Here is an 18636-nt window from a genome sequence, read left to right as displayed (position 1 = left end):
GGTGCTCACTTCGCCTCCTCTCCGGCCGGTACCCCGGCCGGTTCTCCGGCCGCCGTGCCGCCATCGCCGCCGGCTTTCGCGCCGGTCCGTTCCTCGGCCAGTTCGGCGGTGTGGCCGGTCAGCGAGATGAACACGTCGTCGAGGGTGGGGCGGCGCAGGCCGATGTCGTCGATCTCGACGCCCCGGGCGTCCAGCTCGCGGATGACCTCGGCGAGCAGCTTGGCGCCGCCCGTGACAGGGACGGTCAGCCTGCGGGTGTGCGTCTCGACGGCGACCTCGCCCTTGCCGAAACCGGCGAGGACGGCACGGGCCGGGACGATCTCGTCGGGCCGGTGGACGACCACCTCCACGCGCTCGCCGCCGGTGCGGACCTTCAGTTGGTCGGAGGTGCCCCGGGCGATGACCTTGCCGTGGTCGACGACGCAGATGTCGTGCGCCAGATGGTCGGCCTCCTCCAGGTACTGGGTGGTCAGCAGCAGGGTCGTGCCGCCGGCGACGAGTTCCTGGATGACGTCCCAGAGCTGCTGACGGTTGCGCGGGTCGAGCCCGGTGGTCGGTTCGTCCATGAACATCACGGGCGGCGACACCACGAGGGCGGCGGCGAGGTCGAGGCGGCGGCGCATGCCGCCGGAATAGGTCTTGGCCGGGCGGTCGGCGGCCTCGGCGAGGTTGAACCGCTCCAGCAGCTCGCCCGCCCGGATCTTCGCGGCCTTGCTCGACATCTGGTAGAGCTGGCCGACCATGTGGAGGTTCTCGCGGCCGGTGAGGTACTCGTCGACGGCGGCGAACTGCCCGGAGAGGCCGATGGAGCGGCGGACCTCGTTGGGGTGCTTGAGGACGTCCACGCCCGCGACGACCGCCTTGCCGCTGTCGGGCTTGAGCAATGTGGTGAGGACGCGTACGGCGGTGGTCTTGCCCGCGCCGTTGGGGCCCAGCAGCCCCAGGACCGTCCCCTCGGGGACATCGAGGTCCACGCCGTCCAGAGCCCGTACGTCGCCGAAGGTCTTGACCAGACCTTCCGCGTGAATTGCGCCTGGCATGTGGGTTCTCCCGTTGATGGGTGACGCTACCCAAGCGTAGGGACGCGGGGCGGAACCCGCCCGGCATTTATGTGACTGGCACCACAGACCGGCGCGATACACCGCGTCTCACCGGAAGGCTCCGCCCGGCACCGACCGGGGCGCGCGGTGGTTCAGGGCATCACCGTGTAGCCCGCCTCCCGCAGGGCGGAGGCGACCTCCTCGCAGTGCTCCGGCCCCTTTGTCTCCAGGTGCAGCTCCACCTCCACCTCCGTCAGACCCAGCCGCGGGTCCGTACGGACGTGACCCACGTCCAGCACGTTCGCGTCCGCCACCGACAGAACGGCCAGCAGCGTCGCCAGGGCGCCCGGGCGGTCCGTCAGGCGCAGCCGCAGGCTCAGGTAGCGGCCCGCCGCCGCCATGCCGTGCCGCAGGATGCGCTGCATCAGCAGCGGGTCGACGTTCCCGCCCGACAGCACCGCCACCACCGGCCCGCCGAACGTCCCGGGCGCGCCCAGCAGCGCCGCCACCGGGCTCGCCCCGGCCGGCTCCACCACCAGCTTGGCCCGCTCCAGGCACAGCAGCAGCGCCGACGACAGCTGGTCCTCCGTCACCGTGCGCACCTCGTCGACGAGCTCCCGCACGATCGCGAACGGCACGTCCCCCGGCCGCCCCACATGGATGCCGTCGGCCATCGTGGGCGAGGTGCCGATCGCCAGCGGATGGCCCGCCGCGAGCGACGGCGGGTACGCGGCCGCTGCCTCCGCCTGTACGCCGATCACCTTCACGTCCGGCCGCAGCGCCTTGACCGCCACCGCGATGCCCGCGGCCAGCCCGCCGCCGCCGATCCCGACCACGATCGTCCGCACCTCGGGGCACTGCTCCAGGATCTCCAGCCCCACGGTGCCCTGCCCGGCGATGACGTCCCGGTGGTCGAAGGGGTGGATGAACACCGCGCCGGTGTCGTGCGCGTACTCCTGCGCCGCCGCCAGCGTCTCGTCCACCACCTGCCCGTGCAGCCGCACCTCCGCCCCGTACTCCCGCGTCGCCGCCACCTTCGGCAGCGGGGCCCCCACGGGCATGAACACCGTGGACCGCACGCCCTGGAGCGACGAGGCCAGCGCGACGCCCTGTGCGTGGTTGCCCGCCGACGCCGCGACGACCCCGGCCGCCCGCTCCTCCGGGCGCAGCCCGGAGATCCGCACGTAGGCGCCCCGCAGCTTGAACGACCCGGTCCGCTGGAGGTTCTCGCACTTGAAGTGGACCGGCGAGCCGACCAGCCGCGACAGGTACCGGCTGCCCTCCATGGGGGTGACCCTGGCGACGCCGGACAGCATCTTCTGCGCCCCGCGGACGTCGTCGAGGATGACGGGGTGTGAGGGGTATGGCGTACCGAAGCTCATGACGCCAAGTCTCGCAGCTCATCACGTTTGTGCAGCGCCGGTACCAAGGCGCGCGGGTCCGCGTACTCTGTCCCCCACCAACCGACCACCACCGCACGAGAGAGCCCCGAGCCATGCCCACATCTCAGGACATGACGACTGATCTCGACCCCGGTCTCCTCGATGCCCTCCAGCACCAGGTGGCCGTCTTCGCCCGCCGGGCCGAGCAGACCCGCCTCGGCGGCACCGGCCAGCTCCGCAACTCGATGGACCGCGCCGCCTACCTGCTCCTCAACCGCCTCGACCGGGAAGGCCCGATGGGCGTCAAGGCGCTGGCGGCCGGTATGGGCATCGACTCGTCGACCGTGACCCGCCAGGTCGCGCCGCTGGTCGACACCGGCCTGGTCAAGCGGACCTCGCACCCGGAGGACGGCCGCGCCGTCGTGCTCCAGCTGTCGCCGCGCGGCCAGGCCCGCCTGGAGGAGGTCCGCTCCTCGCGGCGCGAGCTGATGGCGCAGGTGACCGACGGCTGGACCGAGGCGGAACGCGAATCGTTCTGCACCCTGCTGACCCGCTTCAACTCCGCGCTGTCGGCCCGCCAGGCCGGCCTGCCGCCGGTGGAGCGGGAGACCGAACGGGACACGGAGACGACTCCGGCCTCTTGACCCACGCCGGGCGCCTGGCCTGATATGAGGACGTGCGAGAGCAGCGGCGGCACCAGACCACGGCGCGGCCCCCCGGCGCCCGGGAGCGGAACTTCGAGGCGTACGTCGCGGGCGCGGCCGGCCGGCTGCTGCACGCCGCCACGCTCCTGACGACCGAACCGCCCGGCCGCGCCCCGCGCGCCCAGACGCTGCTGACCGCCGCGCTGGGGGCCACCTACGCCCGCTGGGACCGGCTGCGCGGGGAGGACCCGTACGACCTCACGCGCCGTGAGCTGGCCGGCCGCTTCGCCCGCGCCGCCTGGCGCTTCCACCGCCCCCGGGGCGGGGTCCTGTCCCGGCTGACCCCGCTGGAACGGCTGGTCGTCGTGCTGCGCCTGTACGAGGGGGTCGCCGAGGAGCAGACGGCGGCGCTGCTCGGGCTCCCCGCGGAACGCGTCCGGGCGACCTGCACGCGCGCGGTGAGCGTGCTGCGCGGGACGGCCGGAACGCGGGGCGCGCCCGAGACGCGGGGCCCGCCGTGAGCGCCTACGACCGCAAGGAGGACGAGGTCCGGCGCATGCTGGACGCCCCGCCGCGCGGCCCGGTCCCGCCCGACCTGCTGCCCCGCGCGCTCGACCGCGGCACGCGCGCGCTGCACCGCGCCCGGGTGCTGCGCCGCCTGCTGTGGCTGCTGCTCACGGCGGCGGCGGTCGCGTTCGCGGTGTGGGCGTCCGTCGCCGAGCCGTGGCGGACACCGCCGGCGGGGGTCACGCCACCGTTCCTGGGCTGGTGACGTGACCGGCCGCGACCGGCGGGCGGGCTCAGCCCAGCGCCTGGCGCAGGTCCTCCAGCAGGTCGTCCACGTTCTCGATGCCGACCGACAGCCGCACCAGGTCCGCCGGGACCTCCAGCAGCGAACCGGCGACGCTGGCGTGCGTCATCCGGCCCGGGTGCTCGATGAGCGACTCGACGCCGCCCAGGGACTCGCCCAGCGTGAAGAGCCGCGCGCGGTCGCAGACCTCGACCGCCGCCTCCTCGCCGCCCCGGACGCGGAAGGAGATCATGCCGCCGAAGCTCCGCATCTGCTTGGCGGCGACCTCGTGCCCCGGGTGCTCGGGCAGGCCCGGGTAGAGGACCTGGGTGACCCTGGGGTGTTGCTGGAGCATCTCGGCGACCCGGGTGGCGTTCTCGCTGTGCCGGTCCATGCGCACGGCCAGCGTCTTGATGCCGCGCAGCACGATCCACGAGTCGAACGGCCCGGCGACCGCGCCCATCGCGTTCTGGTGGTACGCCAGCTCCTCGCCGAGCGCCGCGTCGGCCGTCACCAGCGCGCCGCCCACGACGTCGGAGTGGCCGCCCATGTACTTGGTCAGCGAGTGCACGACGACGTCCGCGCCGAGCGCCAGCGGCTGCTGGAGGTAGGGGCTGGCGAACGTGTTGTCGACGACGAGCCGGACGCCCGCCGTGCGGGCGACGTCCGCGAGGGCCGCGATGTCGGTGATGCCGAGCAGCGGGTTCGACGGCGTCTCGACCCAGATGGCCTTCGTCCGGTCGGTGATCGCGTCCCGTACGGCCGCCGGGTCGGAGGTGTCGGCGACCGACCACTCCACGCCCCACCGGGCGACGACCTTCGCGAACAGGCGGAACGTGCCGCCGTACGCGTCGTTCGGGATGACCACGTGGTCGCCGGGGACCAGCAGCGTGCGCAGCAGGCAGTCCTCGGCCGCGAGGCCCGAGGCGAAGGCCAGGCCGCGCCGGCCGCCCTCCAGCGCCGCGAGGTTCTCCTCCAGGGCGGTACGCGTCGGGTTGGCGCTGCGGCTGTACTCGTAGCCGCCGCGCAGGCCGCCCACACCGTCCTGCTTGTAGGTGGACACCTGGTAGATGGGCGGGACGACCGCGCCGGTCAGCGGGTCGGCGGTGTTGCCCGCGTGGATGGCGCGGGTCTCGAAGTTCTGGTGGGTGTGCTGGTCGCTCATGGGTCCCGAGCGTAGTCGCGGGCGGCGAGCCGCACCGGGCGCGTCCGGGACAATGGCGTCATGGAGATTCTCGTGTTCCTGTTCGCGGTGGGTCTGATCGGCGTGATCGTGGTGCCGTGGCTGCTGCGCCGCCGCGCCGGCGGCGGCATCCGTCTGGTGGCGCCGGGTTCGCCGGACGCGGCCGACCCGAGCGCGTACGGCTTCGTGCTCCAGGAGGAGCTGGACGTGCGCATGCCCGGGCCGGACCAGGACCTCCTGGACGTGCTGGACGTGGTGCAGCGCACCCAGGACTGGCGGGCCGCGTCGCAGTTGCTGGCGGGCACCGGCAAGGACGGCGAGGTGCGCTGGCAGCGGGTGCAGGCGTTCGCCGGCGCCGCCTCGCTGGAGCTGGCCCGGCAGCCGGGCACGGGCGGGGCGTGGCTGCGGGCGTGGCGGGCCGAGAAGCCGAAGGACCCGGGCGGGGCCGAGGTGCACGCCGAGTTCCTGGTGCAGCAGGCGTGGCGGTCGTCCTCGGCGGGCAGCGACGACTTCCGGATCATCCTGGAGGAGGCGCGCGCGGTCTGTGCGGAGGCCGCCCTGCTGGCGCCCGGCGACCCGGTCCCGTACATCACCGAGCTGGCCGTCGCGCGGGGCCTCGGCTACCCGCACGAGCAGTTCGACCAGGTGTGGGCGAAGATCATCGACCGGGCGCCGCAGCACATGGGGGCGCACCTGGCGGCGCTGCACTACTGGTGCGAGAAGTGGCACGGGTCGCGGAAGGACGCGGACCGGTTCGCGACGGCCGCCGCTGCGCGCGCCCCACAGGGCTCGCTGCTCGCCGCGCTGCCGCTGTTCGCGGTCTTCGAGCACCTGCCGGAGGTGGCCCTGGTGCGGGACTTCTACGGCACCGAGGTGGTGTCGAGGGCCATGGAGGGCGCACTGTACGCGGTGCACTCGGCCCGCCCGGACGACCCGATGCTGGCACACGTGCGCCACCTGCTGATCCACTTCCTGGTCCGGGCCGAACGCTGGTCGGAGGCCATGCACCAGCTGGTCCACGTGGACGGCCACGTGGGCGCGCTGCCGTGGACGCTGAGCGAGGACCCGGCGGCGGAGTACGCGATCCACCGGGCGCTCGCCGTCGCGGGGTACGAGGCGAACGGCGGCAGCCCGGCGACGCTCCCCCACTGACCGCGCGCACGGACCGCCGGCGCCGGGTGGGCCGGCGGGCGCGCCGGCACCGCGCCCGCGTCGGCACCGTCCGCGCGCGTGGGGCGTGGAATTCCGCCCCCCGCCGGAACGTTGTCCGGATGCCGCCCACACCGCGTCCGTACGAAGGAGTCACCGTCATGCTGTTCGGCCGCACCCCTGTGCTCCCCACCCCCGACCAGGCCCTGCGCGGCCGTCCGGAGCCGGACTTCACCGTCCCCTCCCGCCACACCGTCCTCGGCAACCCGCTCCTCGGCCCCTACCCGGCCGGCCTGGAGGTCGCCGACTTCGCCCTGGGTTGTTTCTGGGGCGCGGAGCGGAAGTTCTGGCAGACCGAGGGCGTATGGACGACCCTCGTCGGCTACCAGGGCGGCTACACGCCCAACCCCTCGTACGAGGAGGTCTGCTCCGGCATGACGGGCCACACGGAGGCCGTCCGGGTGGTCTTCGACCCGACCGTCGTCTCCTACGGCACGCTGCTGAAGCTCTTCTGGGAGTCCCACGACCCCACGCAGGGCTTCCGCCAGGGCAACGACGTGGGCACGCAGTACCGCTCGGCGCTCCACACCCACTCCCCCGACCAGGCGGCGGCCGCCGAGTCCTCGCGCGACGCCTACCAGCGGGTGCTGAACGGCTCGGGGTACGGGACGATCACCACCGAGATCCTCCCCGCCGACGACCGCCCCTTCTACCCGGCCGAGGGCTACCACCAGCAGTACCTGGACAAGAACCCCGGCGGTTACTGCGGCATCGGCGGCACGGGCGTCTCCTGCCCGATCGGCGTCGCCAGGGCCGACGGCTGAGCCGGAGCCTCCGCACCCGGTCGCACGGGCGGTAATCCGGTGGAACGGCGGCGGGCCGTTCCCTACCATCGCACGCATGGGTGCGTACTACTTCTTTCTCTGATCCCGGGCGCGGACGCGCAGGCGTCCCGTCATGCCCCGTCCTGCCCGAACCCGGACATCAGGGAAAGAACCCATGCGCGATCGCGCCCCTCACCCTTCGACCACCCCTTCCCAGCTCACCGTCAAGGACGTCTCGAAGGCGTACGGGGACAGGTCCGTCCTCGACGGCGTCACCTTCACCGCCCGCCCGGGCGAGCGCATCGGCGTCATCGGTGAGAACGGCTCCGGCAAGTCCACCCTGCTGAGGCTGCTCGCCGGTGCGGAAGCCCCCGACGGCGGCGAGGTGACCGTCCGCTTCCCCGGCGGGGTGGGCCACCTCGCCCAGACGCTCGGCCTCGACCCGGCGGCGACCGTGCAGGACGCCGTCGACGCGTCGCTCGCCGACCTGCGGGCGATGGAGCGCCGGCTCCGGGCCGCGGAGGCGACCCTCGGGGAGGCGTCGGACGCGGAGCTGGCCGCGTACGGAGAGCTGCTGAGCGCCTACGAGGAACGCGGGGGCTACCGGGCGGACGCCCGTGTCGACGCGGCCCTGCACGGGCTCGGCATCGGCCGCGTCGGGCGGACCCGGCGGCTGGGGACGCTGTCCGGCGGCGAGCAGTCACGGCTGGCCCTGGCCTGCGTACTGTCCTCGGGCGCGGAGCTGCTGCTGCTCGACGAGCCGACCAACCACCTGGACCGGCAGGCCGCCGGCTGGCTGGAGGAGCGGCTGCGGGCGCACCGCGGCACGGTGCTGGCCGTGACGCACGACCGGGCGTTCCTGGAGGCGGTAGCGACCGCGGTCCTGGAGGTCGACCGGGACACCCGGTCGGTGACCCGGTACGGCGACGGCTGGGCCGGTTACCGGACCGCGAAGGCCGCCGCCCGCCGCCGCTGGGAGCTGGACCACCGGACCTGGCTGGCCGACCTGGCGGACGCGCGGGCGCAGGTGGAGGCGGCCGGGCAGCGGCTCGCCGGCTCGGGCGGGGATCCGCGCGAGGGCTTCGGCAAGCACCGGCGCTCGCACGAGGCGAAGTTGTCCGGTCGGATCAGGGCGGCGCGGCAGCGGCTGGAGCGGCTGCGGCGGGATCCGGTCCCGGCGCCCCCGGAGCCGTTGCGGTTCGCACCCCGGCTGGTGGCGGCCTCCGGCGCCGCGGGCCCGGCGGTGGAGCTGGACGGGGTGGTCGTCGGCGACCGGCTGCGGTTGGCGGGGCTGGCCGTGGGGGCGGGCGACCGGCTGCTGGTCACCGGCCCGAACGGGGCCGGGAAGACGACCCTGCTGCGGGTGATCGCCGGGGACCTGCGCCCCGACGAGGGCACCGTGCGCCGCCGGGTCCCGGTGGGCTACCTGCCGCAGGAGCTCCCCCCGCGCCCGTCGCGCCGCCCGCTGCTGGCGGCGTACGCGGCGGGGCGCGGCGGGGTGCCGGAGGACCACGCGGCCGGGCTGCTGGCGCTCGGGCTGTTCCGGGAGGAGGACCTGACGGTCCCGGTGGCCGCCCTGTCGGTGGGCCAGCGGCGGCGCCTGGAGCTGGCGCGCCTGGTGACGCGACCGGCCGGCCTCCTCGTCCTGGACGAGCCGACGAACCACGTGGCGCCCGTCCTGGTCGAGGAACTGGAGGCGGCGCTGGAGGCGTACGAGGGGGCGGTCGTCGTGGTCTCGCACGACCGCCGCTTCCGGGGGTCCTTCACCGGCGCCCGGCTTGAGCTGCGGGCGGGACGCGCCGTGTGAGCGCCCGCCGGCGCCCCGTGCGCGCGCGTCGCCGGTCGCGCGCCACCCGCCGGGGCCACGCGCGCCCACCTCGCGCGCCCATCAGGGCCGCGCGCGCCGGTCAGGACCGTGCCGCCCGCAGCGCCGCCGCCGTCGCCGCCGGGTCGTAGCCGGGCGCGACGCCGTCGATCAGCAGGATGTCGCCGGCCATGTGCCGGGTACGCAGGGGGATCAGCTCCCGGTAGGGCTCGGAGTCGTACCAGTCGCGCGCGTGGTCCATGGACGGGAACTCGATGATCACGAGCGCGGCGTCCCACGACCCCTCGCGGACCTCCCTGGCCGGTGCGCCGTGCACCAGGAACCGGCCGCCGAAGGGGTCGAGGGTGGCCTGGATGCGCTCCATGTAGTGCAGGACCTCGTCGTCGGGGACGGCCGGGGGCCTGAGGTTGCCGAGGGCGTAGGCGGGCATGGGGTCCTCCTGGTGGGTTGCGGAGGACCCCATGCTCCCCAAGGCACGCGTCAGGAGTCGATTACCCCGGAGGTCATCGGATCGTCGAGGCGTCGATGACGAAGCGGTAGCGGACGTCGCTCCTCAGCACCCGCTCGTACGCCTCGTTGATCCGGTCGGCGGTGATCAGCTCGATCTCGGCGCCCAGGCCGTGCTCGGCGCAGAAGTCGAGCATCTCCTGGGTCTCGGCGATCCCGCCGATCATCGAGCCGGCGAGGGTCTTGCGGCCGGTGATCACGGAGAAGAGGTTCAGCGACACGGGCTCCTCCGGGGCGCCGACGTTCACCAGCGTGCCGCCGGTCCTCAGCAGACCCAGGTAGGCGTCGAGGTCCAGGGGCGCGGAGACGGTGGAGACGATCAGGTCGAAGGTGCCCGCGAGCTTGGTGAAGGTCTCCGGGTCGCCGGTCGCGTAGAAGTGGTCGGCGCCCAGCTTGCGGCCGTCCGCCTCCTTGCGGAGGGTCTGGCTGAGGACGGTGACCTCGGCGCCCATCGCGTGGGCGATCTTCACGCCCATGTGGCCGAGACCGCCGAGGCCGACGACGGCGACGTTCTTGCCGGGGCCGGCGTTCCAGTGGGCGAGCGGCGAGTAGAGGGTGATGCCTGCGCACAGCAGCGGTGCGGCGACGTCGAGGGCGAGGCCGTCGGGGATGCGGACGGCGTAGTTCTCGTCGACGACGATGTGGGTGGAGTACCCGCCGTAGGTCGGCTCGCCGTCGCGGTCGAGGGCGTTGTACGTACCGGTCATGCCCTCGACGCAGTACTGCTCCAGGCCCTGGCGGCAGTACGCGCACCGACGGCAGGAGTCCACGAAGCAGCCGACGCCGACGCGGTCCCCGGCCCGGTACTTCGTCACGCCGGGGCCCACCTCGGTGACGACGCCGGCGATCTCGTGGCCGGGCACCATCGGGAAGATGCCCTCACCCCAGCCGTCGCGGGCCTGGTGGATGTCGGAGTGGCAGATCCCGGCGTACTTGATCTCGATCAGCACGTCGTGCTCGCCGACCGCCCGGCGGGGAACGGTGACGCGCTCCAGCGGGGCGTTGGCGGCGGGGGCTGCGTATGCGGGAACGTTCGTGGTCATGGCTACGAGCCTGCCGGTGTCCTGGCAGGTCACCCAGCCCTCTGTGCGGCGTACGACCGGTGTGCGTACCACTGGCAGGGACAGGCTCGGCCCCGCGCCCGTGCGTACGACCCGGAATACTTGCGGTATGGATCAGCGTGCCGACTTGAGCGAATTCCTCCGTTCCCGGCGGGCCCGGCTGAAGCCGGAGGACGTCGGGCTGCCCGACTTCGGGCGGCACCGCCGGGTGCCGGGGCTGCGCCGGGAGGAGCTGGCACAGCTGGCCGGGGTCTCGGTGGCGTACTACACGCGCCTGGAGCAGGGCAACGGGCGCAACGTCTCCGTCGAGGTGCTGGACGCCATCGCCCGGGCGCTGCGGCTGACGGACGCCGAGCGGGCCCATCTGACGCACCTGGCGAAGCCGACGCACCGGAAGAAGAAGCGCGCGGCGGCAGGCCGGGCGCACACGGTGCGGCCACAGCTCCAGCACCTGCTCGACGCGATGGACGGGGTGCCCGCCTATCTGCTGGGTCGGCGGCTGGACATCATCGCGTGGAACCGGATGGCACGGGCGCTGCTCGGCGACTTCGCGGCGCTGGAGCCGCACGAGCGGAACATGGCCTGGCAGGTGTTCCTCGCGCCCAACGCCCGGGACCTGTACGCCGACTGGGACGCGAAGGCGACGGAGGTCGTGAGCGTGCTGCGGATGTACGCGGGCTGCTGGGCGGACGACCCGCAGCTGTCGGCGCTGGTGGGGGAGCTGTCCCTGAAGAGCCAGGAGTTCCGGACGCTGTGGGCGGCGCACCTGGTGCAGGACAAGGGCCACGGCACCAAGCGGCTGCGCCATCCACTGGTGGGCGAGATCACGCTCACGTACGAGACGCTGCGGGTGCCGGACGACCAGGACCTGGCGCTGGTGACCTACACGGCGGAACCGGGTTCCCCCTCGGCCGAGGCGCTGCGGCTGCTGGCGCACTGGGGCGTGGACGAGGTCGCGACCGCCCGCTGACCGGCCCGCCCCGCACCACGCGGGCGGTTCCCGTACGACGAGGGCGGCGGCCCTCCGTGAGGAGGACCGCCGCCCGCTGTCGTACCGGTGGATCAGACCGCGGAGCCGGCCTTCCACTCCGCCCAGCTCATGTTCCAGCCGTTGAGGCCGTTGTCCGGGGCGATGGTCTTGTCCTTGGAGTTCTTGACGACGACCACGTCACCGACGATCGAGTTGTCGAAGAACCACGCGCCCGGCTGGCTCGGGTCGTCCGCGCCCTTGGCGTCGTTCAGGCCCACGCAGCCGTGGCTGGTGTTGACGTTGCCGAAGATGGAGTCGGAGCCCCAGTAGTTGCCGTGGATGAAGGTGCCCGACGTGGACAGCCGCATGGCGTGCGGCACGTCCTTGATGTCGTACTCGCCCTTGCCGTCCTCCTTGGTGAAGCCGACCGTCGAGCCGTCCATCCGGGTCTCCTTGAACTTCTCGGAGATGACCATCTGGCCGTTGTAGGTCGGGTTCTCGGGCGCGCCGGCGGAGATCGGGATGGTCTTGACCGTCTTGCCGTCCTGGGTGACCGTCATGGTCTTGGCGGCGGCGTCGACGGTGGAGACCTGGTTGCGGCCGATGGTGAAGGTGACGGTCTTCTGCTGGACGCCGTAGACGCCGTCGGAGCCCTCGACGCCGTCGAGGTCGAGCTTCAGCGTGACCTTGGAGCCCTCGGCCCAGTAGTTCTCGGGGCGGAAGTCCAGGCGCTGGGAGTTGAACCAGTGGCCGACGACTTCCTGGCCGCTGCTGGAGGACACGCTGATGCCGGACTGGACGGCCTTCTTGTCCGTGATCGGCTTGTTGAAGTTGATGGAGACCGGCATGCCGACGCCGACCGTGGAGCCTCCCTCGGGGGTGTAGTTCCCGATGAAGCTGTTCTCCTTCGACACGGTGGTGAAGGACGAGTTCTCGTGGGCCTCCCGGCCCTCGGAGTCCTTCGCCGAGACGGCGATCTTGTAGGTGGTGGCCCGCTCCAGCTGCTCGGTGGGCTTCCAGCTCTTGCCGTCGGCGGCCATCTCGCCCTTGACGGCGGTGCCGTCCGGCGCGGTCATGGTCACCTGGGTGAGCGTGCCCTCGCTGACGGTGACCTTGGCGTCGTCGTTGATGCCGGCGTTCTGCGCGCCGTTCTTCGGAGTGATCGCTATTCGGGCCTGCGAGGCGTCCTTCGCCGCTGCCGCGTCGACCTGGGACTGTGACGTCTTCGAGCCGTCGGAGGCGTCGGCCTTCTCCTCACCGCCGCTGCAGCCGGTGAGCACCAGAACGCCGCCGAGCAGTGCGGACGCGGCCGTCAGGCCCCCGCGCCGCTTGCTGTCCGTCATCACACGCTTCTCCATCGTCGCCGAATCCCTGCCAACTGTCTCAACAACACCCATAACAACCCGTCCGGTTCCCCATCAGGCTCGGATGTGGGGAACACCACTGATCGACGCACCCGGGTGTCCACCGGTTCCCGATCTTCCCGGGGCAAGCGGACGCGCGGGAAGCGGGCCCCGGACCCCGCCCCCGGAGGCGGCCGTCCGGGACCCGGAACGTGTCGAGTCTCACACGCTACGGCCGTACGTCGTCGAGGTGGTCCTCATCATCCTCCTCGTCCAGCTCCCACATCTCCGCGTCGGAGTCGCGCTCGACCCGCTCGCTGGTCCACGACGCCTGGGCGAGCTCGACGCCCGGCACCCGGCCGACCAGATCGACCGGCTCGACGAGGTAGGCGAGAGCTTCCGCTTCGTCTTCTCGTACCGCGGACCGGGCGTGCGTACGCTCCTCGTCCGGCATGAATTCGTCGGCTTCCACGCGCTCCAGCGCGGCTGCGGCGAGTTGACCGCCGTCCGTCACGTCCAGCAGGAGTTCCACCCGAAGGCGCACATACCGTGATGTCTCAGCAGGGCTCATATGACGGAGCGTAAGCTGCCCGGAGCCGCGACTTTCCTACGACCCGCTGTGTTCATTAGCATCGGCGCACCAGTCAATTCTCGGTTCCGCAAGGGGATCTGAATCTGTGTCCGTCGCACGTCGACCGCTGCTGACCGCCACCGCCGCCGGGACCCTGCTCGGCGCGCTGTGGTTCGTCCCTTCGGCCAACGCCACCGTTGAACGGCCACCCGCGGAGCGGCACGAGACGAGAGCGTCCGCGGTCGTGTCCCCCGCCGGGGCGTCCGGCGAGCTCGTGCTCGCCGACACCGGAGGCGTGGACACCACCCCGTACGTCCTCGCCGGCACCGCCTTCCTGGGGCTCGGTACGGGACTGGTGGCCTTCGCCGTACGACGCGGGGCGCGCACCGTCCTGTGACGGGGCGCGCCCCCGCGCGTGGAGTTCCGGATCAGGCCAGCGGGCCGGTGACCTTCTCCACGGCCTCGACGAGCCCGCCCTCGCGCACGAAGGCGTCGGCGGCCTCCAGGTCGGGGGCGAGGAAACGATCCGGCCCGGGACCCTGGACGCCGGCCGCGCGCAGCGCCTCGATCGCGGCCCGGGAGGCGGGCGCCGGGGTGAGTCCCTCGCGCAGCTCGATGGCCCGGGTCGCGGCGTACAGCTCCACGGCGATGATCCGGCCGAGGTTGCCGACGGCGGTGCGCAGCTTGCGCGCGGCCGACCAGCCCATGGAGACGTGGTCCTCCTGCATGGCGGAGGACGGGATGGAGTCGGCGGAGGCCGGGACGGCGAGCCGCTTCAGCTCGCTGACCAGGGCGGCCTGCGTGTACTGGGCGATCATCAGGCCGGAGTCGACGCCCGCGTCGTCGGCGAGGAACGGCGGCAGGCCGTGGGAGCGGTTCTTGTCCAGCAGCCGGTCGGTGCGGCGCTCCGCGATGGAGCCGAGGTCGGCGGCGGCGATGGCGAGGAAGTCCAGCACGTAGGCGACGGGCGCGCCGTGGAAGTTGCCGTTGGACTCGACCCGGCCGTCCGGCAGGACGACCGGGTTGTCCACCGCGGCGGCGAGCTCGCGCTCGGCGACGAGCCGGGCGTGCGCCATGGTGTCGCGGCCCGCGCCGGCCACCTGGGGGGCGCAGCGCACCGAGTAGGCGTCCTGGACGCGCGGGGCCTCGTCCTGCTGGAAGTGACCGGTGAGCCCGGAGCCCTGGAGCACGGCGAGCATGTTCGCGGCGGCGGCGCCCTGGCCGGGGTGCGGGCGGATGGCGTGCAGCTCGGGCGCGAGGACCTTGTGCGTGCCGAGGAGCGCCTCGAGCGACAGGGCGGCGGTGATGTCGGCGGACTTGTAGAGCCTGTCCAGGTCGGCCAGGGCCATGATCAGCATGCCGAGCATGCCGTCGGTGCCGTTGAGGAGCGCCAGGCCCTCCTTCTCGCGCAGCTCCACGGGCTCGATGCCGTGCTCGGCGAGGAGTTCCCCGGCGGGGCGGACGCGCCCGTCGGGGCCCTCGGCGTCGCCTTCGCCCATCAGGGTGAGCGCGCAGTGGCTGAGGGGCGCGAGGTCACCGGAGCAGCCGAGGGAGCCGTACTCGTGGACGACCGGGGTGATCCCGGCGTTGAGTACGTCCGCCATGGTCTGCGCGACCTGGGGCCGGACGCCGGTGCGGCCGGAGCAGACGGTCTTCAGCCGCAGGAACATCAGGGCCCGTACGACCTCGCGCTCCACGGGCGCGCCCATGCCGGCGGCGTGCGAGCGCACGATGTTGCGCTGGAGCCGGGCCCGCAGCTCGGGGCTGATGTGGCGGGTGGCGAGCGCGCCGAAGCCGGTGGACACGCCGTAGACGGGCTCGGGCTTGGCGGCGAGGGCGTCGACGATCTCGCGGGCCTTGGCGAGCGCGGCGAGCGCCTCCGGGGAGAGCTCGACACGGGCGTTGCCGCGGGCCACGGCGATGACGTCCTGGTCGGTGGTACCGGACGTCCCCACCACGACTGTGTGCATATCCATATTCAGCAGCGTACGGACTGAATCCCAACGTGTCACTACCCCGCCTTCCCTGAGCCCCTTACCCGGCCGGGTCCCCGCCGCCCGGGGCGTCCGGCGGCGCGGGGAGCCCCGCGGTCGCGGTCGGGTCCGCTGGGGCGTCGCGGAAGCGGCGGCGGTCGCGCGCGAGGGCCGGCGGGTGGTCCGCCAGCGCGATCACCGTGCCGTCGCGGCCGGCCACCACCGGCTTGGCGGACCGCGCCGCCTTCGCCCGGTACTGCGCCGCGTCCGCCAGCCGGAACAGCCGCCGCGCCGACGGCACCGGCCCGATCGGGTCACCGGTCGACGCCACCCCGCACGCCACGCCCTCGCCCAGCTCCAGGTCACCGGCGCGTGCGCACAGCTCTTCCGCGGCGGCCACCACCTCGTCCGCCTCCGGCCCCACCGACACCAGGCAGAACTCGTCCCCGCCCAGCCGCGCCGCCAGCGCGCCCGGCAGCATCGCCCCGCAGTACGACAGGACCGACCCGAACCGCTCCAGCAGCCGGTCCCCCACCGCGTGCCCGAGGGTGTCGTTGACCCGCTTGAGGCCGTTGAGGTCGCACACCACCAGACTGACCACCGTCCCGTCCGCGAGGAAGCGCTCCACGGCACCGTCCAGCCGCATGTCCACCGCCCGCCGGTTGGCGAGCCCGGTGAGCGGATCGGTGAAGGCCAGCCTGCGGACCTCCTCCAGCCGCTCGGTCTGCGCGATCCCGGCCGCGACCACCGACGCGAGGACGGTCGCGAAGTCCGCGTCATGGCGGTCGAACACCGGCGCGCCGACCGGCCGCGCCACGTACAGCTCGCCCCAGGCCCGGCCGTGCATCACTATCGGCGCGACCACACAGCAGCCCCGGCCGCGCCGCCGCAGCGCCGCGACCCGGCCGCGCAGCGCGGCGTACTCCGGCTCGCCGGACACCGCCTCCCGCTCCGCGGCGGTCTCCACCCAGGCGTTCGGCTCCCCGCCGACCGCCCACCGCTCGTGCAGGAACTCGGTGATCTCGCAGAACTGGTGGACCGGGTACGTCTCGGAGTCGGGGAACTCCTCCTCGTCCGGCGTCCGCGCACCCGCGTTCACCAGCACCTTGAGCCGGCCCAAATCGCGCTCCCACGTCGAGAGCGCGGCGAACGACCCGCCGAGCGCGTCCCGGGCGCCCAGCGCGGCCGCCCGCCAGGTCTCGCGCGGAGTGTGCGCCGACGCCATGGCCTGCGCGAGCGCCACTACAGCGCGTAGCCGGACATCCTCACCCATTCCTCAAGCTTAGGGAGCATCCTCGACTTTTCACTCCCCGGGGCACTCCGGCCACCGCGGCCACATGCGCCGGGTCGATGCCGCGCTCCGGCCGGGCGTGCCGGATCACTGCCCGGGCCACTCCGGCTTCCGCTTCTCGTTGAAGGCCGCCACTCCCTCGGCGCGGTCGCCCGAGAAGGCCACCGACCGCCACGCCGCGTCCTCCACCTCCAGGCCCGCCCGCAGGTCCAGCCCGTGGCCCAGCCGCATGGCCCGCTTGGCGGCCCGCAGCCCGACCGGCGAGTTGGCGGCGATCCGCGCGGCCAGCTCCAGCGCGCCCTCCCGGGCGTCGTCCACGAGCCGGTCGACCAGCCCCAGCGACTCCGCCTCGGCCGCCCCCACGCGGCGCGCGGTGAACACCAGCTCCGCCGCCCGGGCGGCTCCCACCCGGCGCGGCAGCAGCTGCGTGCCGCCGCCGCCGGGGATCACACCCACCGACACCTCCGGCAGCCCGACGATCGCCGTGGCGTCGGCCACGATCAGGTCGCAGGCGAGCGCGAGCTCGAACCCGCCGCCCAGCGCGAAGCCGTGCACCGCCGCGACGGCCGGCATCGGCAGCTCCAGCACCCCGGTGTACGCGCCGCGCGCCACCGGCCGCTGGCGCACCAGCTCGGCGTCGGTGAGGGAGTTGCGCTCCTTGAGGTCGGCGCCCACGCAGAACGCCTTGTCGTTGGAGGAGGTCAGCACCGTCACCCGCACCGAGGGATCGGCGGCCAGCGCCTCGCAGGCGGCGCCGATGGAGCGGGCCATCTCCGTCGAGACGGCGTTCATGGCCTTGGGCCGGTCGAGGACCAGCTCCGCCACGTACTCATGACGGCGTACGGCGACGAATTCCCCGAAGCGCTGCTCGGACATGCGTGACACACCCTCCCGGTTAACGAACGTTAGCGACCGCTATCCGGGGATCTTAGGCTCCCGCCTCCTCAGCAGCCAGGGTTCGATCACGCCCAGCCCGCGCACCGGCCGCTGCCACATGGGCTGGAGCGCGAAGCGGTACGACGGCGGCGCCTCGCCCTCCTTCTCCGCGCGCGCCACCTCCTCCGCGACCTGGGCCTCCGACACCGGGGCCTCACCGGTGCGCGACAGCTCCTTCGCGAACGCCCCGTCGACCAGGACCGCGTCCTTGGGCGCTATTGAGGTGAGCCGGCTCGCCAGGTTCACCGTCGTACCGAAGACGTCGCCCATCCGGGTCGTGACCGTGCCGAAGGCGATTCCGACGCGCAGCGCGGGCATCGTCTCGTCGTGGGTGAGCGTCTCGATGAGCCGCAGTGCGATCTCGGCCGCCGTACCGGCGTCGTCGGCCGCGTAGAGCACCTCGTCGCCCAGCGTCTTGATCAGCCGCCCGCCGTGCGCGGCGACCAGGTCGGCGGAGGTGGTCTCGAACGCCTCGACCAGCTCGCCCAGCTCCTCCTCCTCCAGGCGCCGGGTGAGCCGGGTGAAGCCGACGAGGTCCGCGAAGCCGACCGCCAGACGCCGGTCCACCATCTCCTCGTCGTCGGCGGCCTGCACCACCCGCCCGGTCGCCGCGGCGAGCTGCCGCCGCCACACGTACACCAGGAACTCCTGGAGCTCCGGCAGCAACAGCTCGACCAGCGGATACGTCACTTCGGTGCGGGTCATCCCGGGCTCGGGCGGCTCGGTGAGACCCTCCAGGAAGGAATCGATCTGCCATTCGGCCAGCCGGGCGGTGGTCTGGCCGGTGGACCGGGCCACCTGAACGGCCATCGGCTCGCTCAGCAGGCCCGCCTCGACCAGACCGGCCAGCCGCCGCAGCGCCAGCACGTCCGCCTCGGTCAGGGCCTTGGCCTGCCCGATGTCGGCGAAGCCCATGGCCCGCCAGAACCTGGAGGCCAGGTCCATGGACACCCCGGCGGTGCGGGCCGCCTGGAAGGGGGTGTAGCGCCGCTCGGCGCCGAGGATCAGCTGCTCCAGCCGGATGGCCAGGGGGTCGTCGGTCGGCTCCGCCGTGTGATCGACGACATGGTGGGGGGTGGGGTACTCCGCCCCGCCCGGCCCGGACCCGGACCCGCCCGAGTTCGCGTCGTCGACGGTCACCGGCCGC

At 73.3% G+C, this 18636-nt stretch carries 19 protein-coding genes; 8 read left to right on the top strand and 11 right to left on the bottom strand.

All coding sequences use genetic code 11. The annotated features are described in order from the left end of the window. Positions 1-5 precede the first annotated feature (5 nt). On the bottom strand, positions 6-1040 hold the full coding sequence (locus AC07DW_RS02000) for an ATP-binding cassette domain-containing protein (RefSeq protein WP_478855650.1): 1035 nt from the start codon (positions 1038-1040) through the stop codon (positions 6-8). A gap of 152 nt (positions 1041-1192) precedes the next feature. Then, positions 1193-2422: a threonine ammonia-lyase gene (gene ilvA, locus AC07DW_RS01995; protein WP_478855649.1), complete on the bottom strand. Its 1230-nt coding sequence runs from the start codon at positions 2420-2422 to the stop codon at positions 1193-1195. 113 nt (positions 2423-2535) lie between these two features. Between ilvA and AC07DW_RS01990 the strand changes: the two genes are divergently transcribed. From AC07DW_RS01990 to AC07DW_RS01980, 3 genes are read left to right on the top strand one after another with little or no spacing between them, the layout of a single operon-like run. After that, positions 2536-3066 (top strand): MarR family winged helix-turn-helix transcriptional regulator, encoded by a 531-nt coding sequence (locus AC07DW_RS01990; RefSeq protein WP_478855648.1) that lies wholly within the window; start codon positions 2536-2538, stop codon positions 3064-3066. A 32-nt stretch (positions 3067-3098) separates the two neighbouring features. Further along, positions 3099-3587 carry a sigma factor-like helix-turn-helix DNA-binding protein gene (locus tag AC07DW_RS01985; protein WP_478855647.1) on the top strand — a complete coding sequence of 163 codons (489 nt, stop codon included), beginning with the start codon at positions 3099-3101 and terminating at the stop codon, positions 3585-3587. Further along, positions 3584-3838 (top strand): hypothetical protein, encoded by a 255-nt coding sequence (locus AC07DW_RS01980; RefSeq protein WP_478855646.1) that lies wholly within the window; start codon positions 3584-3586, stop codon positions 3836-3838. Before AC07DW_RS01985 ends, AC07DW_RS01980 begins: the two co-directional genes overlap by 4 nt. A 28-nt stretch (positions 3839-3866) precedes the next feature. Here AC07DW_RS01980 and AC07DW_RS01975 read toward each other — a convergent pair whose 3' ends face one another. Then, on the bottom strand, positions 3867-5021 hold the full coding sequence (locus tag AC07DW_RS01975) for a cystathionine gamma-synthase (RefSeq protein ID WP_478855645.1): 1155 nt from the start codon (positions 5019-5021) through the stop codon (positions 3867-3869). Between the two features lie 60 nt (positions 5022-5081). Between AC07DW_RS01975 and AC07DW_RS01970 the strand changes: the two genes are divergently transcribed. The 3 genes from AC07DW_RS01970 to abc-f all read left to right on the top strand — a co-directional run bounded on the left by AC07DW_RS01970 (position 5082) and on the right by abc-f (position 8819). Continuing rightward, positions 5082-6191, top strand: coding sequence for a hypothetical protein (locus tag AC07DW_RS01970; RefSeq protein WP_478855644.1), 1110 nt, complete (start codon positions 5082-5084; stop codon positions 6189-6191). 158 nt (positions 6192-6349) lie between these two features. Beyond that, positions 6350-7012 carry a peptide-methionine (S)-S-oxide reductase MsrA gene (msrA, locus tag AC07DW_RS01965; RefSeq protein ID WP_478855643.1) on the top strand — a complete coding sequence of 221 codons (663 nt, stop codon included), beginning with the start codon at positions 6350-6352 and terminating at the stop codon, positions 7010-7012. 175 nt (positions 7013-7187) lie between these two features. Next, on the top strand, positions 7188-8819 hold the full coding sequence (gene abc-f / locus AC07DW_RS01960) for a ribosomal protection-like ABC-F family protein (protein ID WP_478855642.1): 1632 nt from the start codon (positions 7188-7190) through the stop codon (positions 8817-8819). A gap of 100 nt (positions 8820-8919) precedes the next feature. Here abc-f and AC07DW_RS01955 read toward each other — a convergent pair whose 3' ends face one another. Then, positions 8920-9267, bottom strand: a complete 348-nt coding sequence (locus AC07DW_RS01955; protein ID WP_478855719.1) for a DUF1330 domain-containing protein — start codon at positions 9265-9267, stop codon at positions 8920-8922. A 73-nt stretch (positions 9268-9340) separates the two neighbouring features. Continuing rightward, the gene (locus AC07DW_RS01950) at positions 9341-10387 is read right to left on the bottom strand and encodes an NAD(P)-dependent alcohol dehydrogenase (protein ID WP_478855641.1); all 1047 of its coding nucleotides are present in this window, start codon (positions 10385-10387) and stop codon (positions 9341-9343) included. 127 nt (positions 10388-10514) lie between these two features. Here AC07DW_RS01950 and AC07DW_RS01945 point away from each other — a divergent pair, with 127 nt between their 5' ends. Continuing rightward, positions 10515-11375: a helix-turn-helix domain-containing protein gene (locus AC07DW_RS01945; protein WP_478855640.1), complete on the top strand. Its 861-nt coding sequence runs from the start codon at positions 10515-10517 to the stop codon at positions 11373-11375. Between the two features lie 92 nt (positions 11376-11467). On the opposite strand, the gene AC07DW_RS01940 is transcribed toward AC07DW_RS01945, so the two are convergent. Beyond that, the gene (locus AC07DW_RS01940) at positions 11468-12733 is read right to left on the bottom strand and encodes a L,D-transpeptidase (RefSeq protein ID WP_478855639.1); all 1266 of its coding nucleotides are present in this window, start codon (positions 12731-12733) and stop codon (positions 11468-11470) included. A 214-nt stretch (positions 12734-12947) separates the two neighbouring features. Continuing rightward, positions 12948-13289: a hypothetical protein gene (locus tag AC07DW_RS01935; protein ID WP_478855638.1), complete on the bottom strand. Its 342-nt coding sequence runs from the start codon at positions 13287-13289 to the stop codon at positions 12948-12950. Positions 13290-13395: 106 nt separating this feature from the next. On the opposite strand from AC07DW_RS01935, the gene AC07DW_RS01930 reads away from it, so the two are divergent. After that, complete coding sequence (locus tag AC07DW_RS01930) at positions 13396-13686, top strand: hypothetical protein (RefSeq protein WP_478855637.1); 291 nt, start codon at positions 13396-13398, stop codon at positions 13684-13686. 31 nt (positions 13687-13717) lie between these two features. On the opposite strand, the gene hutH is transcribed toward AC07DW_RS01930, so the two are convergent. The 4 genes from hutH to AC07DW_RS01910 all read right to left on the bottom strand — a co-directional run bounded on the left by hutH (position 13718) and on the right by AC07DW_RS01910 (position 18629). Further along, a complete protein-coding gene (gene hutH, locus AC07DW_RS01925) occupies positions 13718-15259 on the bottom strand; it encodes a histidine ammonia-lyase (protein WP_478855718.1) in 1542 nt (513 codons plus the stop codon). Positions 15260-15323: 64 nt separating this feature from the next. Beyond that, entirely contained in the window at positions 15324-16535 is a 1212-nt protein-coding gene (locus AC07DW_RS01920) for a GGDEF domain-containing protein (RefSeq protein ID WP_478855636.1), read from the bottom strand. 105 nt (positions 16536-16640) lie between these two features. Continuing rightward, positions 16641-17429 carry an enoyl-CoA hydratase/isomerase family protein gene (locus tag AC07DW_RS01915; protein WP_478855635.1) on the bottom strand — a complete coding sequence of 263 codons (789 nt, stop codon included), beginning with the start codon at positions 17427-17429 and terminating at the stop codon, positions 16641-16643. A 39-nt stretch (positions 17430-17468) separates the two neighbouring features. Continuing rightward, positions 17469-18629 carry an adenylate/guanylate cyclase domain-containing protein gene (locus AC07DW_RS01910; protein WP_478855634.1) on the bottom strand — a complete coding sequence of 387 codons (1161 nt, stop codon included), beginning with the start codon at positions 18627-18629 and terminating at the stop codon, positions 17469-17471. Between the last annotated feature and the right edge of the window lie 7 nt (positions 18630-18636).

The sequence above is a fragment of the Streptomyces sp. NPDC045701 genome (genome assembly GCF_056432045.1).
This window is presented reverse-complemented; position numbering and strand designations above follow the sequence as displayed.

What these genes read in the sequence shown, in the direction of transcription:
- AC07DW_RS01950 (WP_478855641.1), bottom strand. Translation starts at nt 10,387, where the DNA reads ATGACCACGAACGTTCCCGCATACGCAGCCCCCGCCGCCAACGCCCCG.
- AC07DW_RS01990 (WP_478855648.1), top strand. Translation starts at nt 2,536, where the DNA reads ATGCCCACATCTCAGGACATGACGACTGATCTCGACCCCGGTCTCCTC.
- AC07DW_RS01945 (WP_478855640.1), top strand. Translation starts at nt 10,515, where the DNA reads ATGGATCAGCGTGCCGACTTGAGCGAATTCCTCCGTTCCCGGCGGGCC.
- AC07DW_RS01955 (WP_478855719.1), bottom strand. Translation starts at nt 9,267, where the DNA reads ATGCCCGCCTACGCCCTCGGCAACCTCAGGCCCCCGGCCGTCCCCGAC.
- AC07DW_RS01970 (WP_478855644.1), top strand. Translation starts at nt 5,082, where the DNA reads ATGGAGATTCTCGTGTTCCTGTTCGCGGTGGGTCTGATCGGCGTGATC.
- AC07DW_RS01940 (WP_478855639.1), bottom strand. Translation starts at nt 12,733, where the DNA reads ATGGAGAAGCGTGTGATGACGGACAGCAAGCGGCGCGGGGGCCTGACG.
- AC07DW_RS01975 (WP_478855645.1), bottom strand. Translation starts at nt 5,021, where the DNA reads ATGAGCGACCAGCACACCCACCAGAACTTCGAGACCCGCGCCATCCAC.
- AC07DW_RS02000 (WP_478855650.1), bottom strand. Translation starts at nt 1,040, where the DNA reads ATGCCAGGCGCAATTCACGCGGAAGGTCTGGTCAAGACCTTCGGCGAC.
- AC07DW_RS01920 (WP_478855636.1), bottom strand. Translation starts at nt 16,535, where the DNA reads ATGGGTGAGGATGTCCGGCTACGCGCTGTAGTGGCGCTCGCGCAGGCC.
- AC07DW_RS01915 (WP_478855635.1), bottom strand. Translation starts at nt 17,429, where the DNA reads ATGTCCGAGCAGCGCTTCGGGGAATTCGTCGCCGTACGCCGTCATGAG.
- hutH (WP_478855718.1), bottom strand. Translation starts at nt 15,259, where the DNA reads ATGCACACAGTCGTGGTGGGGACGTCCGGTACCACCGACCAGGACGTC.
- abc-f (WP_478855642.1), top strand. Translation starts at nt 7,188, where the DNA reads ATGCGCGATCGCGCCCCTCACCCTTCGACCACCCCTTCCCAGCTCACC.
- msrA (WP_478855643.1), top strand. Translation starts at nt 6,350, where the DNA reads ATGCTGTTCGGCCGCACCCCTGTGCTCCCCACCCCCGACCAGGCCCTG.
- ilvA (WP_478855649.1), bottom strand. Translation starts at nt 2,422, where the DNA reads ATGAGCTTCGGTACGCCATACCCCTCACACCCCGTCATCCTCGACGAC.
- AC07DW_RS01935 (WP_478855638.1), bottom strand. Translation starts at nt 13,289, where the DNA reads ATGAGCCCTGCTGAGACATCACGGTATGTGCGCCTTCGGGTGGAACTC.